Raw genomic sequence first — 13,667 nt, 5'->3', positions numbered from 1 at the left:
CGCCGCTCTGCGGGCGCCTGTGCGGTGGCGAGCAGGATCGTCGGCTGACGATCCTGCTCGGTGAGCACCTGGGCGCCCAGCGGGACTCGCAAGCGCGAGTCCGCGATGATACGTACCGGCTGCACAGCCGGTACGTCGCCGCGCGCGCTTAAGCGCGGGTCGTCGGCGATGACGGTGTCGACGCCGACCATGATGCCCTGATGCCGATGGCGCAGGGTATGCACGAATGCGCGCGACGCAGGCGACGTAATCCATTTGCTGTCGCCTGTTTTCGAGGCAATGCGGCCGTCGAGCGTGCTGGCTGTTTTCAGCGTCACGAAAGGCATACGCGTGACGATGTACTTATTAAAAGCCTCATTCATTGAGGAGGCTTCCTCTCCCAGCAGCCCAACGGACACGTCTATGCCGTGGGCGCGCAGTTTGGCGATACCCGTGCCAGCAACCTGCGGGTTCGGATCGGTGCCCGCAACGACAACGCGGGCAACACCGGCCTCAATGAGACGGTCGCTGCAAGGCGGCGTCTTGCCGTAGTGACTGCACGGCTCGAGCGTGACATACGCCGTGCTGCCCTTCGCTTCTTCGCCAGCCATCTGCAAAGCAAGAACCTCAGCATGGCCATGTCCGCGCTTCAGATGCGCCCCCATCCCCACGATACGCCCGTCTTTTACCAGGACGCATCCAACAACGGGATTAATCCCTGTTTGGCCAAGAGCACTCTCAGCCATTTGCAGAGCGAGCCTCATATAAGCTTCATCATTCAAGACATGCATGTGTGTTCACTGCCTTTCCAAGCTATTTTGAAATAGAATGCAAAAAGACCCCTCCGCATATCGGATAGGGGCCAGAGATTGTTTAGGTAACACGAAGAAGCTTCATCCATCCACACTTGCTGCATTTTTGATCAAATCAAACAAGCACGGCGTATCCATGCCAAAGCATAGACCTGCCGAATTTTTGTTCTCGTGAAAAAATGTGCAAGTATGCATAGCGAATCTAATGTTCGCGTATTCCTTCTCCCATCCAGACTATACTGTCGGTCCCGGATTCTCACCGGGTCAGCCGTAGCGAAGCTGTATATCAGGTACCGCTAGCTTCAAAACGGGTCACGGACTAATTGAAAGCAGCCAGATCAGCCTGCCCTCAAATCACCGCCGGTGTGGAATTTCACCACGCCCCGAAGGTTTGCACACATATGAAAAGTAACTTATGAAAAATTTATCACTCACTCATCGAAAAAGCAAGGTCTTTTTTACCTCGCCCTACAAAAACCGACTCATTTTGCATTGCGTAAACCCGATTGCGCCTATGTTTCTTGTAGCATTATTTGCATAAAACTGGATATATTCCCCGTGAGCAAGCTCTGCCATCCACTCTCATCCTAACGACCACACAGCCGCTATTCCCATTAAAATCGCGCATTACCCAGCTCTAACGGACTCCAGAGTCGCTATTCGGTCCATTCACGACCTTTTTTGTCGCAATTATCGCAAATAGCGGCTCTCCTGTCCGTTAGAATTTCACAGAGCCTTATTTCTGCGAAATAAGGTCATCTCTGTCCGTTAGCTAGCGTCGACAGCACCTTTCTTTCTGAAGCTCCCCCACCTTCGGCGGCTTCCAACGATGTTTTACATCGATGAGGTTACTCATGCCTGATCGCCTCCTAGGCGCTCAACTCTTACCGTCGTTAGACCGGCCTGCGCAGACACTGCCGCTATTCCCATTAAATCGCGCATTTCCCTGCTCTAACGGACTCCAGAGTCGTTATCCGATCAATTCACGGCCATTCTGCAAGCAAAGCTCAAGTAACCGCCGGCACTAGAGACTGGTGTCCAGCAGCCCCTCACATCAAAGAGCCTGCCGACAACTGTCAGCAGGCTCTTCCCATTTCCGATATTAAACTTCTACAACTTCTACTTTTTCCATCAAGTCTCTGCCTTTGAAAGCATCAACGAGTTCCATGCCTTTGGACACTTTACCGAATACAGTATGTTGTCCGTCAAGGTGAGGCTGTGGTTGGTAAGCGATGTAGAATTGGCTTCCACCTGTGTTTCTGCCTGCATGAGCCATAGCCAGGGAGCCGCGCTCATGTTTGTTAGGGTTGATTTCACAGTTGATTTGGTAGCCTGGGCCACCAGTTCCTGTGCCGGATGGACAACCGCCTTGTGCAACGAATCCTGGGATTACGCGATGAAAAACAAGTCCGTTGTAGAAACCGGAGTTTGCTAATTTTTCAAAGTTGGCAACGGTATTTGGCGCGTCATTTTCGAAAAGATCGATTAGAACTTCGCCACCGCCTGCTAGTTTAATTTTTGCTTGTTTGGCCATTGTGGTCCACTCCTTTAGACAATAATATCTTATTCTACTATGAAAAGATGCATTTCACAAATCTGCCTTTCATCTGAATAGGGAACTCTAGCTCCGTGAGCATACAAAAAACTATCCCACAAGTCCTGAAGACCTGAGGGATAGCCCTTTCTCAGCCTGGAAAATCAGCTGTGTTCTATTTAAACCGTTTTGCTCACTTGTTTCATTCTAGCAGGAATCAGATCGTTTCCGACTATATTGTCGAACGTCTCTCGCTTCACGACGAGATCGCTTTGCCCCTCGCTCACGAAAACTACGCCTGGACGGCGGATGCGATTGTAGTTGCTTGCCATCGCATAGTTATATGCGCCTGTGCAAGACACGGCAAGCACGTCGCCTGAGTTCACTTTCGGGAGGTTCACGTCCCAAATCAGCATATCGCCGCTCTCACAGCATTTGCCGGCAATCGATACGACCTCGGTTGGCTCTTCGGTTGCGCGATTTGCCAACATGGCCTCATACACGGCCTCATACAAAGCAGGGCGCGGGTTATCCGTCATACCGCCATCGACAGATACATATTTACGGACACCAGGAATATCTTTTGCCGTTCCAACGGTGTACAAGGTCGTTCCTGCGTCGCCAACGATGCTGCGGCCCGGCTCCACCCAGATTTCGGGAAGCGGATATTCGTTGCGTCCGAAATTGTCTTTAATCGCATCCGTGATAGCTTTCACGTAGACGGATACCGGAAGCGGCGTATCTTCATTCACATAACGGATACCGAAGCCTCCGCCAAGGTTAATGACTTTGAACGTCACGCCAATTTCTTGACGAACTTGAACGGCAAAGCTGGCCATTTTCTCGGCCGCCATGCGGAAACCTTCCACTTCAAAAATTTGCGAGCCAATATGAGAATGAATGCCGAGCAGTTCCAAATGGCTCAGCTTGGAAGCCTCTTCCACCGCGCGGAATGCGGAACCGTTGCCTAGATCGAAACCGAACTTGGAGTCCGTTTGGCCTGTGGAAATATATTCATGCGTATGTGCTTCGACACCTGGCGTAATACGCAGTAAAATTTTCACTTTCTGGCGTTTCTCACCGGCAATGGCGTTCAGCATTTGAAGCTCGATAAAATTATCTACAACGAAACAGCCGATTTTCGCATCAATCGCCATCTCGATCTCGTCAATTGTTTTGTTATTGCCATGGAAATGAATCCGCTCTGCCGGGAACCCTGCTTGAAGAGCTGTATACAGCTCGCCGTCCGATACAACATCAAGGGACATTCCTTCTTCTTCGACAATGCGGCACATCGCCATCACACAAAAAGCTTTGCTCGCATAAGCCACTTGGAATTTAAGACCGGACGCTTTGAAAGCATCTACAAACTCGCGGCAACGTTCACGCACAAGAGCTTCGTCAAACACATATAAAGGTGTCCCATATTCCGCAACCAGTTTCGTTGCGTCGACACCACCGATTTCAAGGTGACCTTGACCGTTAATTTTACTTGTACCATGCAAATACATAGCTTCATTTCCCCCTCACCCTGAACCTGCTGCTGCTCATATTTCGCTCAAACGGCCGAATGCGCATTACTATTTAAATTAACATAGGAAAAGCGTATTTGACAATATCCTCACTACCCTAAATCGTAAAAAGGACAAGATGAATGCTCTTGTCCTTTTAGTTTATTACGATTTGGGTTGACGTGTGCCGTCAATCGGTTTTGTAATGCTTAGACGCGTTTTGGCTGCCAATACGGGACGGCGTAGAAGAATGGCAAAAAAGCTTTTCGCGTTGAATGGAATAAGCGGCCACATGTAGGGGGCATTGTAGGACTTTCTTGTAGCCAGCCAGAGCAGCCAAAGTGTCGATCCGACTACAAAACCCGGGACATGGAAAATAGCCACGGCAATGAGCAGTCCCAGCCGGATGATCCGGTTGGCCAGCCCCAATTCATAGCTTGGAGTAGCAAACATCCCAATGGAAGCAAGAGCCAGATACAGGATCACTTCATTGATGAATAAACCCGTCTTAACGGCTATATCCCCCACCAGTATGGCTGCTACCAAACCCATGGCCGTAGCGAGTGGAGACGGGGTATGCACCGCGGCCATCCGCATCAGATCGATCCCGATATCGGCGATTAGGAATTGAACAAGCAGCGGCAGCGTGCCCTCTTTCTGCGGCCCTAGAAACTCTAGACCGGGAGGTTTTAAAGAAGGATCCATTACCATCATAAACCAAAGCGGAAGCAGGAAAATGGAAGACATAATTCCGGCGAACCGCACCCACCTTAAATAAGTGCCGATAAACGGCGTTTGTCTATATTCTTCTGCATGCTGCACATGATGAAAGAAGGTCGTTGGTAATATCATAACGCTTGGAGATGTATCCACAAACAGGCACACATGCCCTTCCATCAAATGTGCGGACACAACATCAGGACGCTCTGAGTAACGCACCATCGGATATGGGTTCCAGCCTTTATTAACGATAGCTTCCTCCAACTGCTTTTCACCTAGGGGGAGACCATCCAACTTCACTTGGCTGATTTTTTCTTTAATTGCATCAACCAAATCCGCATTCGCAATATCGTTGATATAACCGATGCAGACATCCGTTTTGGTTCGTTTGCCAATTTGCATAATCTCCAGCTTCAACCGCTCGTCGCGCACTCTTCGTCTAACGAGTGTTACGTTTAATAATAAGGTTTCGACGAAACCGTCCCGTGAACCTCTGACAACCCGCTCCAAATCCGGCTCGCCGATGGATCGAACGGGATAGCTCTTGACGTCGACGGCAATGGCCGCTGTTTCTCCTTCAATAAAGAGTGCGGTCCCACCCATGAGCACCTGCCCTACGATTTCGGACATTTTTTTGTAAGACTTGACTTGATTATGAGGGATTAGATAATCCATGAAAGATTCGACCGTGTGGTGGTTCACACTTTTTTCACCGGCATAGGAAAGGCGTGTCAGAATATCGGATAAAACCGTATCTTTGACGAACCCGTTACAGTAGAAGATCCCTACTCTTTTTGATCCGAACACCATCTCCCTCATCACAAGATCAAAGCTGCGATTGAGGCCAACGCGTTCCTCCAGAACTCGTTTGACACCCTCTAAATTATCGGGAATATCTTCCTGGGTTTTCAACTCTTTTTCCTCAGGCGTCATATTCGTGATTGGATTATATTCCGATAAATTCCCTTCCTCATCTATGGCCAGCTTATCTAAATTTTCTTTGGATTCGTTCCCATGATCGTGTTCATGTTCATGTTCATGGTCATTCCCAGTCTTGACGATTACTTTCATGTCCGTGCGCCTCCTTCAATCCTTAATAAAACAACCACTCAAACAAGGATCCAAACACTTTGCCGAAAATCATCGCCATCAGCAGCAAAATCATATAGGAACCCATACCCACCCTCTTGGCAAGAATCGGCAGCACATTAATAATTTCAGTAAGCGCAGCTGCTAACATCCCTACAAAACAGCCGGCAAATAGTCCAACGAGCGCAGCACTTATTGGAAACAGATGCACCTTCATATCGCTAAAATCCACCCAAGTAAACCAAAGGGAACCTAACACAACCGCAGCTTCATAGGCACGTATTTTAGAGAATGTTCGTGTGATCTGCGCCAACCTCGGAATAATGTCCAGGACCACAAGAAAGGCAACCATCCCGCTGCCCACGGCAATTCCTCCCGCTAACCCGATAAAAGCAATGAGAAGGACTTCTCCAAGGAGAGTCATCCCTTCGACTCCCCTTCCTCATGAATTTTCATATACTCTTCGGTGATCACATAATGGTTAATATTCTCCTGGTACATGAACATTTCGACTTCTAGCGGACTTGGTTCCTCATTAAATTTCTTTTTAAACAAATGGTTGAAGAAGATCACCATCCCGACACCTATGCCGAGGGAATATGGGATTTGCAGAATGAGCGGATGCTCCACCTTTTTACCCGTCATCAGCTCGTAGATCCTCTGGTGAACCTCCAGCATGGAGACATCGGCATGGAAATTCATGATGGCCAGCCCTGAACCGATGAACAGCAACAGCCAAACCAATCCGATGAGTACTGGACTTGCTTTTTTATTATCAGAAAAAATTTCAAGCAGCACATGAGGTTCCCCAAAATGCTCAATCTGCAGCTCCGGGTACCGCTCTTTCACTTTCCGAACGATCAGCATCATATCAATCAGGACTCGGTTGCCATCCTCCTGCTGCGGCTTATGAATAATCAGCTCGTTCAAGGCTGTTTCATAGTCAGGTTCCACAATAATTTGCGCGATATGCCGCAGCTGAACGACACTTCCTTTGCGAACACTCGCTTTACGCCTGAGCCGGATATACAGGTATGGAGCTCCACTATTAGCCATGGTCTCACTCCCTTCACTACTTACGGGTATCATCCATGTATAGGAGTAGTATGCAAAATGTTTCCTACCCATAATCACCCGCTGCAATGGTAAATTCTCCAGGAATAAAGCTCTCCTCAAATTGACATAGTAAGAAATGAATAACGATAACTTATTCCATACAAAGAAGGTGATAACATGGCAAAAGTAGCGTTAACTCTGGTGATTATTGGTGCGCTGAATTGGCTTTTAGTTGGGCTCTTCGAATGGGATTTAGTTTCAGCTATATTGGGTGGGGATTCACATCGGGAATCTTCGGTTTTAAGCCGCATCATCTATACCATCGTCGGCTTATGCGGAATTTATTGCGTAAGATTCTATTCCGACAACCGATATTCTGCTCGATAGACGTATAGGTGTATAAAAGAAAGCCGCCATACCCAGTAGATTGACGGGTAAATAGCGGCTCTTTTCATTTCTATAAAAATAGCTATGACAGTCATTAACTTGCTTGTTTCACCAAAAGCTTACTTTCGTCATTCAATCCAATGCAAATCACCGTTTTGCCAAGCTGCTCATACTTCGCAATGGTTTTAGCGATAGCCGTGACAGCGGAGTGATCCCAAACATGCGAGCTGCTAAAATCAATCGTAATTGTCTCAGGGTCGTTTCGATAATCAAATAAATCAATAAAATAAGTCATTGTGCCAAAAAACAACTGACCGGAAACACGATATGTTTTGGCTCCGTTAGCGTCTATCGAGGTAAAGGCCTTGATTTTTGCGGATCTCCAACCAAAAATGAGCGCACTTAACGTAACTCCGGACAAGACCCCAATGGCTAAGTTGGACGTTGCAACAACGATGGCGACAGTGATCACCATGACTAACGCGTCGCTTCTTGGAATTTTGGCTATCGTTCTCAGGGATTTCCAATCGAAAGTGCCTATGGAGACCATGAACATAACCCCGACTAATGCCCCCATCGGAATTTGCTTAACGACATTGCCAAGCACCATGATCAAAAAAAGCAAAAACACACCGGAAACAAAGGTGGATAAACGCGACCTGCCCCCTGATTTCACATTAATCACCGTTTGGCCGATCATCGCACAACCTGCCATCCCGCCAAAAAAACCGGAAAACACATTAGCAATGCCTTGACCGCGAACTTCTTTGTTTTTATCGCTTTTTGTTTCTGTCATTTCATCCACGATCGTAGCTGTCATCAGGGACTCCGTTATACCGACCACCGCCAAAGCCAAGGAAATCGGAAGAATCACCCCAATGGCTTGCAGAGACAGATGGAAGTCTGGCACATGGAAAAACGGCAGCGTCTGCGTGATTTCCCCCATATCTCCCACCGTACGCACGCCCAGATGCAAATTGATCGAAATGATGGTCATCACAATAATCGCAACTAGCGCAGAAGGGACGGCTTTGGTAATCCGCGGCAGTCCATACACGATAACCAAGGTACCTGCTACCATCGCGTACATCTGCCAACCGGCACCTGCAAAGCTAGGAAGCTGAGCCATGAAAATAATAATGGCCAGAGCATTTACGAAGCCAATGACAACAGAATGCGGAATGAAGGTAATAAATTTGCCGAATTTGAACACGCCCATAAGATATTGAATGATACCGGTTAAAATGCTGGCTGCGAATAAGTATTCAATGCCATATGTCGCTACCAAAGGCCCCATCAGTGAGGCCATCGCGCCTGTTGCTGCCGAAATCATCCCCATCCGGCCACCGGTGAATGAGATCACTAGCGCAATGATGAATGAAGCATATAGGCCAACCATCGGATCTACTCCAGCTAAAATGGAAAAAGCAATCGCTTCGGGAATTAAAGCCAAAGCCACCGTTATTCCGGACAAAACATCCTTTCGTACATTAAAAAACCACGAATCCTTCCATTTCCCGTACAACTAGATTCACTCTCCTTGATTGATACAAACATTGATTTTTCCCTTTCAGAAAAATCCGCACCGTTATTGGCAGTACTTATTATACATAAATCTTGCAAATGTCTCTACGCACAAAAAATAACCGTCCTCCTGATGGAGAACGGTTATTTTCGTTATTGAGCAATCTGATCTTTGATCGACTGCAAAATTTTCTTTTCCAATCGCGATACTTGCACTTGGGAGATACCCAGTCTGCTAGCAACCTCCGACTGTGTTTGATCCCTGAAATAGCGGAGGTAGACAATGAGCCGCTCCCGCTCGGAGAGCGTCCCGATGGCTTCGTTGAGCGCAAGCTTCTCGAACCACTTCTCACCGCTTTCATCGGAGATTTGATCCATTAACGTAATGGGATCTCCATCGTTTTCAAAAACGGTCTCATGAATCGATGAAAGCGGCTTATTCGCTTCTTGCGCAAAAACAACTTCCTCCGCCGTGATCATAAGCTCTTCTGCCACCTCTTTAATCGTAGGAAGCCTGCCAAGCCTTTTCGATAACTCGTCCTTCGTCTTGCGAATCTTATTAGCCAGTTCTTTGAGCGAACGGCTAACCTTGAGTGTTCCGTCATCCCGAAGGAAGCGCTGAATTTCGCCGATAATCATCGGCACCGCATAGGTTGAAAACTTCACATCATAGGACAGATCGAATTTGTCAACGGACTTGAGCAGTCCGATACAACCGATCTGGAACAAATCTTCGGCTTCGTATCCCCGGTTCAAAAAACGTTGAACCACAGACCAGACCAAGCGGATATTGCAGCTGACGAGTGTTTCTCTGGCGAGTCCATCTCCGGATTGGCTGAGGGCGATTAACCGTTTGACTTCCGAATCGTCTAAATAACTGTGAGAAGCATGCTTCAGATCGACATCCATAGATCAAACCCCTAATTGTATAAAGCTTTTTTAGATTCAATTCGCTTCAACATGTTTATTTTGGTTCCGATTCCGACGGCCGTCACAACTTCCACTTCGTCCATGAAATTTTCCATAATCGTGAATCCCATTCCGGAACGTTCGAGTTCTGGCTTGGATGTGTAGAGTGGCTGTTTCGCTTGTTCCAAATCATCAATGCCTGAGCCCTGGTCCTCAATCGTAATTCGGACTACGTCATCCTCAATTTTCGTTGTAATGGTAATTACACCATCCGGTTTATTGTTATACCCATGAATAATCGAATTCGTCACAGCTTCTGAAACCACCGTTTTGATATCGGTTAGTTCATTCAAGGTTGGATCCAATTGTGAAACGAAAGCAGCAACAGCGACACGTGCAAAGGCCTCATTCTCGGAACGGCTGGCAAACTGCAGCGTCATAAAATTGTGCTCACTCATAGTGCAACCTCCAAACTGGACATTGCATTACGTTCGTTATCCTGAATTGATACGATCTTGAACATTCCGGAGAGCTCGAACAAGCGATAGACAGCAGGCGAAACATCACATACGACCATCTTGCCGCCTTTACTCGTGATTTGTTTATAGCGACCGAGAATGACGCCCAGACCTGAACTGTCCATGAACGTAAGATCTTTCAAACTCAAGATCAAGTGATGCGTATGCTCTTTGGCAATCGCTTCCTCCATCCTGGCTTTGACGACATCGGCAGTATGGTGATCCAGCTCGCCTTTCAATCTAACAATCAGCGCTCTTCGGCCTTGCTCGAATTCAATTTGCAGGCTCAACCTGTTCACTCCCCTCAGCTGAGAGACTTTGAGCTACACTCAAAGATCCCTATATAAGTCTTGAAACTTAAGTTTCTACAACTGAGTTGGGAACTCCTGCCACCCCGACAAAACTAGAAGAAAAGCGCTAAAACTAGAAGAAAAGCCTGATTATTCGCGAAATCTCATCAATTATCCGTATGGAACATGTGCGCGGTTGTCCGCTTAAACAGCTTCCACCAGGACGCTTTATCCACGGCCACTGGAGACTCAAGAGGGTATTCGGTCAGCACAGTATCCCCGCTGTAAACGACAATTTTACCAATCGGTTGGCCCATCGTAATTGGTGCCCGCAGGTTCGGTTCCAACTGCAGCTCATGTCGAATGTTATCCGTTGCCGTGCCCTTTTTCATTAAAATGCTATAATTTTGCTTCGCAACTAACGGTACTGTCGAAACCTGCCCTTTATTTACGGTAAAATTCCCCAGACTATCGCCTGATTTGAATAAAGGATAGTTCGTATATTGGGCAAAAGCGTAATCAAACAGCTTCGTGACCTCCGCATTGCGCGTTTTGGTGTTCGGTTCTCCGAGCACGACAGCCACAACACGCAAATTATCCCGTTTGGCCGTTGCGGATAAACAGAATTTCGCTTCACTGGTGTACCCGGTTTTGAGGCCGTCTGCGCCGCTATAGAAGCGTACGAGCTTATTCGTATTTACCAACCAGAACGGGTTGGGTGATTCTTTCCGCAGATAGTCCTGATAAGCACCGGTAAATTTCGTTATCCCTTCATGCTTAAGCAGTTCTCTGGACATGACAGCAATATCATTGGCTGTTGTATAGTGATTGGCGACCGGCAGCCCGTTACAGTTGGAAAAATGGGTATTTTTCATGCCAAGCTGCTGCGCGCGCTCGTTCATCATTTGCACAAAATTTTCTTCAGAACCTGCGATTTTCTCGGCCATCGCCACCGAAGCATCATTGCCAGATGCCATCGCAATGCCCTTCAGCATTTCCTGAACCGTCATTTCTTCGCCAGGCTCCAAGAAGATTTGTGAACCTCCCATAGAGGCTGCGTATTCACTGACCCGGACCTTCTCATCCATTTTAATATTGCCTTTGTCAATAGCTTCCATGATAAGAAGCATCGTCATGATTTTCGTTATACTAGCTGGCGGAAGTTTGGTGTCTTTGTTTTTCTCCGCAATGACTGTGCCCGTGTCTGCATCCATCAATACCGCAGATTGCGCATTCGGCGTCAAATCGACCGTAGGCGCATTTTTCTCTTCCGCATAGGCAGCCGGTAAGATCAGCATCACACATAACTGTAAACAGATTAAACTTATTAGCCCTTTTTTTCGCATAGCCTTTGTACCCCTCCTGTGAGATTATGAAGTGAAAACCAGACGCTTGCAGCTGGAATGACTGCTAATCAGTCTTGACGATTTTCCATCAAAATATTCCAAAGGAGGGAAAATAAAAAAGCTATCCCAAAGGTCTAGAAACCAGAGAGATAGCCTCTTGCATAGTACGAGTGTGAACCTGTCTACACGATCACATCATATATCAGTTGAACAGGAGCCGGCTGACCAGCCGCAATCCGATAAGCCCCTTGAATCATTGCCGTGACTTCCTTAACATCTTCTCGATTGGCATGAATGGTACAAATCGATTCTCCTGCCTGGACAGCGTCGCCAATCTTCTTATTCAAAGTCAGACCTACTGCGTAGTCGATCTGATCCTCTTTCTTGGCGCGTCCTGCGCCTAGCAGCATAGCCGCGATTCCGATTTGCTCGGCATCGATTTGATTCACATAGCCTGCTTGCTCGGCTGGCACTTCAAAGCGATAGCTCGCCGTCGGCAGCAGCTCAGGGTGATCCACCACTCTCGGATCGCCTCCTTGGCTCGCTACAAACCGCTTGAACGTCTCCAGCGCCTTCCCGTTCATGACAATGTCGCGGACAGCCTCCTGTGCCTCTTCAAAGCTCGCAAATACTTTGCCAAGCAGCGACATATATGCCGCTACGGAAATCGCGACTTCAGTCAGCTCCTTGTCACCAGTGCCGCGCAGCACCTCGATGGATTCGCGAATTTCGTTCGCGTTGCCGATTTCGCGGCCAAGCGGCTGCTCCATATCGGTGATCATCGCAATCGTATTGCGATTCAATTTCACGCCGATATCGACCATTGTGCGGGCAAGCACTCTTGCATCATCGACGGTTTTCATGAAGGCGCCGGAGCCGATTTTTACATCAAGGACAATCGCGTCGGCGCCCGAGGCAATTTTCTTGCTCATGATGGAACTGGCAATCAACGGAATGGAATCTACTGTCGCTGTTACATCCCTTAGAGCGTACATCTTCTTATCGGCAGGAGCCAAGTTGCCGCTCTGGCCAACAATCGCAATTTTATTCGTATTGACTGCTGTAATAAAATCCTCTTTCGATAATTCAATCCGGAAGCCCGGAATCGATTCCAGTTTATCTACGGTACCGCCAGTATGGCCAAGGCCCCTGCCTGACATTTTGGCGACCGGTACGCCGAGAGAAGCGACGATCGGGCCGACAATCAGACTGATTTTATCCCCTACTCCGCCAGTCGAGTGTTTATCTACTTTGATCCCGGAAATCTCCGACAGATCAATCATTTCCCCTGATCCAGCCATGGCCATCGTCAACGCGGATATTTCCTCACTGATCATGCCATTGAAAAAAATCGCCATCAGCAGCGCTGACATTTGGTAATCCGGGATATCCCCTTTTGTGTAACCCTGTACGATAAACGTGATCTCTTGCTCGGTTAAAACCTCACCGGACCTTTTCTTATGTATTAAATCAACCATTCTCATGTGAGTTCCTCCTTCAATATTAAATCGAAAAAAGGGAGCTGCTTGAGCCCCCCTTTGTACTAGTATTCTCTTTTATTGTACAACTAATTTAGCTTTCATTTTAGCGTGACCTTCGCCACATGGTAGTACGCAATCAATCTCATAAGTTCCCGGTTTGTCAAACGTAATTTCTTTTGAAGGGTTTTCTTTATCCAGCTTGACATCCAACCCTTTAATTTCGATTGCGTGTACGCCTTCTTTCAGAGACAAGGAAACTTTCGTAGGCTCGCCGCTTTTGATCGTGTAATCGGTCGAGTCAAATTGCCAGTTAGAGGCTGCAATCTTAAGCTGTTGAATTTTGCTGCCGGCTTCCTCTGCTGCTTTCGCCTCTTGGCGTTCAGAGATATCTTGAAAGAGGACTCCCAGCCCCAGTGCGCCCGCAACGATAAATAACACAAAGAAAATCCACTTTTGCATGCATATCCCCCTCATAATGTGTTCACTTCATCTATTCTACCTAACATCGCGA

The 13,667-nt window shown here is 47.6% G+C and carries 14 protein-coding genes and 1 riboswitch; of the genes, 1 reads left to right on the top strand and 13 read right to left on the bottom strand.

Features of this window, described 5'->3' with window-relative positions; all coding sequences use genetic code 11:
• From ribD to PCH02S_RS32440, 6 genes are all read right to left on the bottom strand, one after another.
• A partial coding sequence (gene ribD / locus PCH02S_RS32465; RefSeq protein WP_127458247.1) for a bifunctional diaminohydroxyphosphoribosylaminopyrimidine deaminase/5-amino-6-(5-phosphoribosylamino)uracil reductase RibD occupies positions 1-770 on the bottom strand: 770 nt, incomplete at its 3' end.
• Positions 771-1,004: 234 nt separating this feature from the next.
• Positions 1,005-1,186: riboswitch (FMN riboswitch) on the bottom strand.
• Between the two features lie 707 nt (positions 1,187-1,893).
• Positions 1,894-2,325: a peptidylprolyl isomerase gene (locus PCH02S_RS32460; protein WP_127458246.1), complete on the bottom strand. Its 432-nt coding sequence runs from the start codon at positions 2,323-2,325 to the stop codon at positions 1,894-1,896.
• Between the two features lie 179 nt (positions 2,326-2,504).
• Positions 2,505-3,836: a diaminopimelate decarboxylase gene (lysA, locus tag PCH02S_RS32455; RefSeq protein WP_127458245.1), complete on the bottom strand. Its 1,332-nt coding sequence runs from the start codon at positions 3,834-3,836 to the stop codon at positions 2,505-2,507.
• 165 nt (positions 3,837-4,001) lie between these two features.
• Entirely contained in the window at positions 4,002-5,627 is a 1,626-nt protein-coding gene (locus PCH02S_RS32450) for a spore germination protein (protein ID WP_127458244.1), read from the bottom strand.
• Positions 5,628-5,649: 22 nt separating this feature from the next.
• Positions 5,650-6,069: a stage V sporulation protein AB gene (locus tag PCH02S_RS32445; RefSeq protein ID WP_127458243.1), complete on the bottom strand. Its 420-nt coding sequence runs from the start codon at positions 6,067-6,069 to the stop codon at positions 5,650-5,652.
• Positions 6,066-6,701 carry a stage V sporulation protein AA gene (locus tag PCH02S_RS32440; protein ID WP_127458242.1) on the bottom strand — a complete coding sequence of 212 codons (636 nt, stop codon included), beginning with the start codon at positions 6,699-6,701 and terminating at the stop codon, positions 6,066-6,068. The genes PCH02S_RS32445 and PCH02S_RS32440 overlap by 4 nt, the downstream gene beginning before the upstream one ends.
• Positions 6,702-6,878: 177 nt before the next feature.
• Here PCH02S_RS32440 and PCH02S_RS32435 point away from each other — a divergent pair, with 177 nt between their 5' ends.
• On the top strand, positions 6,879-7,088 hold the full coding sequence (locus PCH02S_RS32435) for a DUF378 domain-containing protein (protein WP_127458241.1): 210 nt from the start codon (positions 6,879-6,881) through the stop codon (positions 7,086-7,088).
• A gap of 94 nt (positions 7,089-7,182) precedes the next feature.
• On the opposite strand, the gene PCH02S_RS32430 is transcribed toward PCH02S_RS32435, so the two are convergent.
• The 7 genes from PCH02S_RS32430 to PCH02S_RS32400 form a co-directional block, all read right to left on the bottom strand.
• Entirely contained in the window at positions 7,183-8,613 is a 1,431-nt protein-coding gene (locus PCH02S_RS32430) for a SulP family inorganic anion transporter (protein ID WP_127458240.1), read from the bottom strand.
• Positions 8,614-8,765: 152 nt separating this feature from the next.
• Positions 8,766-9,521 carry an RNA polymerase sporulation sigma factor SigF gene (gene sigF, locus PCH02S_RS32425; protein ID WP_029192952.1) on the bottom strand — a complete coding sequence of 252 codons (756 nt, stop codon included), beginning with the start codon at positions 9,519-9,521 and terminating at the stop codon, positions 8,766-8,768.
• Between the two features lie 11 nt (positions 9,522-9,532).
• Complete coding sequence (spoIIAB, locus tag PCH02S_RS32420) at positions 9,533-9,979, bottom strand: anti-sigma F factor (RefSeq protein WP_127458239.1); 447 nt, start codon at positions 9,977-9,979, stop codon at positions 9,533-9,535.
• Complete coding sequence (gene spoIIAA / locus PCH02S_RS32415; RefSeq protein WP_127458238.1) at positions 9,976-10,329, bottom strand: anti-sigma F factor antagonist; 354 nt, start codon at positions 10,327-10,329, stop codon at positions 9,976-9,978. The genes spoIIAB and spoIIAA overlap by 4 nt, the downstream gene beginning before the upstream one ends.
• A gap of 167 nt (positions 10,330-10,496) precedes the next feature.
• Positions 10,497-11,675 (bottom strand): D-alanyl-D-alanine carboxypeptidase family protein, encoded by a 1,179-nt coding sequence (locus tag PCH02S_RS32410; RefSeq protein ID WP_127458237.1) that lies wholly within the window; start codon positions 11,673-11,675, stop codon positions 10,497-10,499.
• Positions 11,676-11,857: 182 nt separating this feature from the next.
• On the bottom strand, positions 11,858-13,159 hold the full coding sequence (locus tag PCH02S_RS32405; protein WP_127458236.1) for a pyrimidine-nucleoside phosphorylase: 1,302 nt from the start codon (positions 13,157-13,159) through the stop codon (positions 11,858-11,860).
• 72 nt (positions 13,160-13,231) lie between these two features.
• On the bottom strand, positions 13,232-13,615 hold the full coding sequence (locus PCH02S_RS32400; protein WP_127458235.1) for a cytochrome c oxidase subunit II: 384 nt from the start codon (positions 13,613-13,615) through the stop codon (positions 13,232-13,234).
• Between the last annotated feature and the right edge of the window lie 52 nt (positions 13,616-13,667).

It is taken from the genome of Paenibacillus chondroitinus NBRC 15376 (assembly GCF_004000765.1).
Lineage (GTDB): Bacteria > Bacillota > Bacilli > Paenibacillales > NBRC-103111 > Paenibacillus_E > Paenibacillus_E chondroitinus.
Note: the sequence above shows the minus strand (reverse complement) of the source record. Positions and strands in the feature narration are given on the sequence as shown.

Bases quoted from the DNA above. Each gene is read 5' to 3' on its own strand.
- PCH02S_RS32460 (WP_127458246.1), bottom strand. From the start codon at position 2,325: ATGGCCAAACAAGCAAAAATTAAACTAGCAGGCGGTGGCGAAGTTCTA.
- lysA (WP_127458245.1), bottom strand. From the start codon at position 3,836: ATGTATTTGCATGGTACAAGTAAAATTAACGGTCAAGGTCACCTTGAA.
- PCH02S_RS32450 (WP_127458244.1), bottom strand. From the start codon at position 5,627: ATGAAAGTAATCGTCAAGACTGGGAATGACCATGAACATGAACATGAA.
- PCH02S_RS32445 (WP_127458243.1), bottom strand. From the start codon at position 6,069: ATGACTCTCCTTGGAGAAGTCCTTCTCATTGCTTTTATCGGGTTAGCG.
- PCH02S_RS32440 (WP_127458242.1), bottom strand. From the start codon at position 6,701: ATGGCTAATAGTGGAGCTCCATACCTGTATATCCGGCTCAGGCGTAAA.
- PCH02S_RS32435 (WP_127458241.1), top strand. From the start codon at position 6,879: ATGGCAAAAGTAGCGTTAACTCTGGTGATTATTGGTGCGCTGAATTGG.
- sigF (WP_029192952.1), bottom strand. From the start codon at position 9,521: ATGGATGTCGATCTGAAGCATGCTTCTCACAGTTATTTAGACGATTCG.
- spoIIAB (WP_127458239.1), bottom strand. From the start codon at position 9,979: ATGAGTGAGCACAATTTTATGACGCTGCAGTTTGCCAGCCGTTCCGAG.
- PCH02S_RS32410 (WP_127458237.1), bottom strand. From the start codon at position 11,675: ATGCGAAAAAAAGGGCTAATAAGTTTAATCTGTTTACAGTTATGTGTG.
- PCH02S_RS32405 (WP_127458236.1), bottom strand. From the start codon at position 13,159: ATGAGAATGGTTGATTTAATACATAAGAAAAGGTCCGGTGAGGTTTTA.
- PCH02S_RS32400 (WP_127458235.1), bottom strand. From the start codon at position 13,615: ATGCAAAAGTGGATTTTCTTTGTGTTATTTATCGTTGCGGGCGCACTG.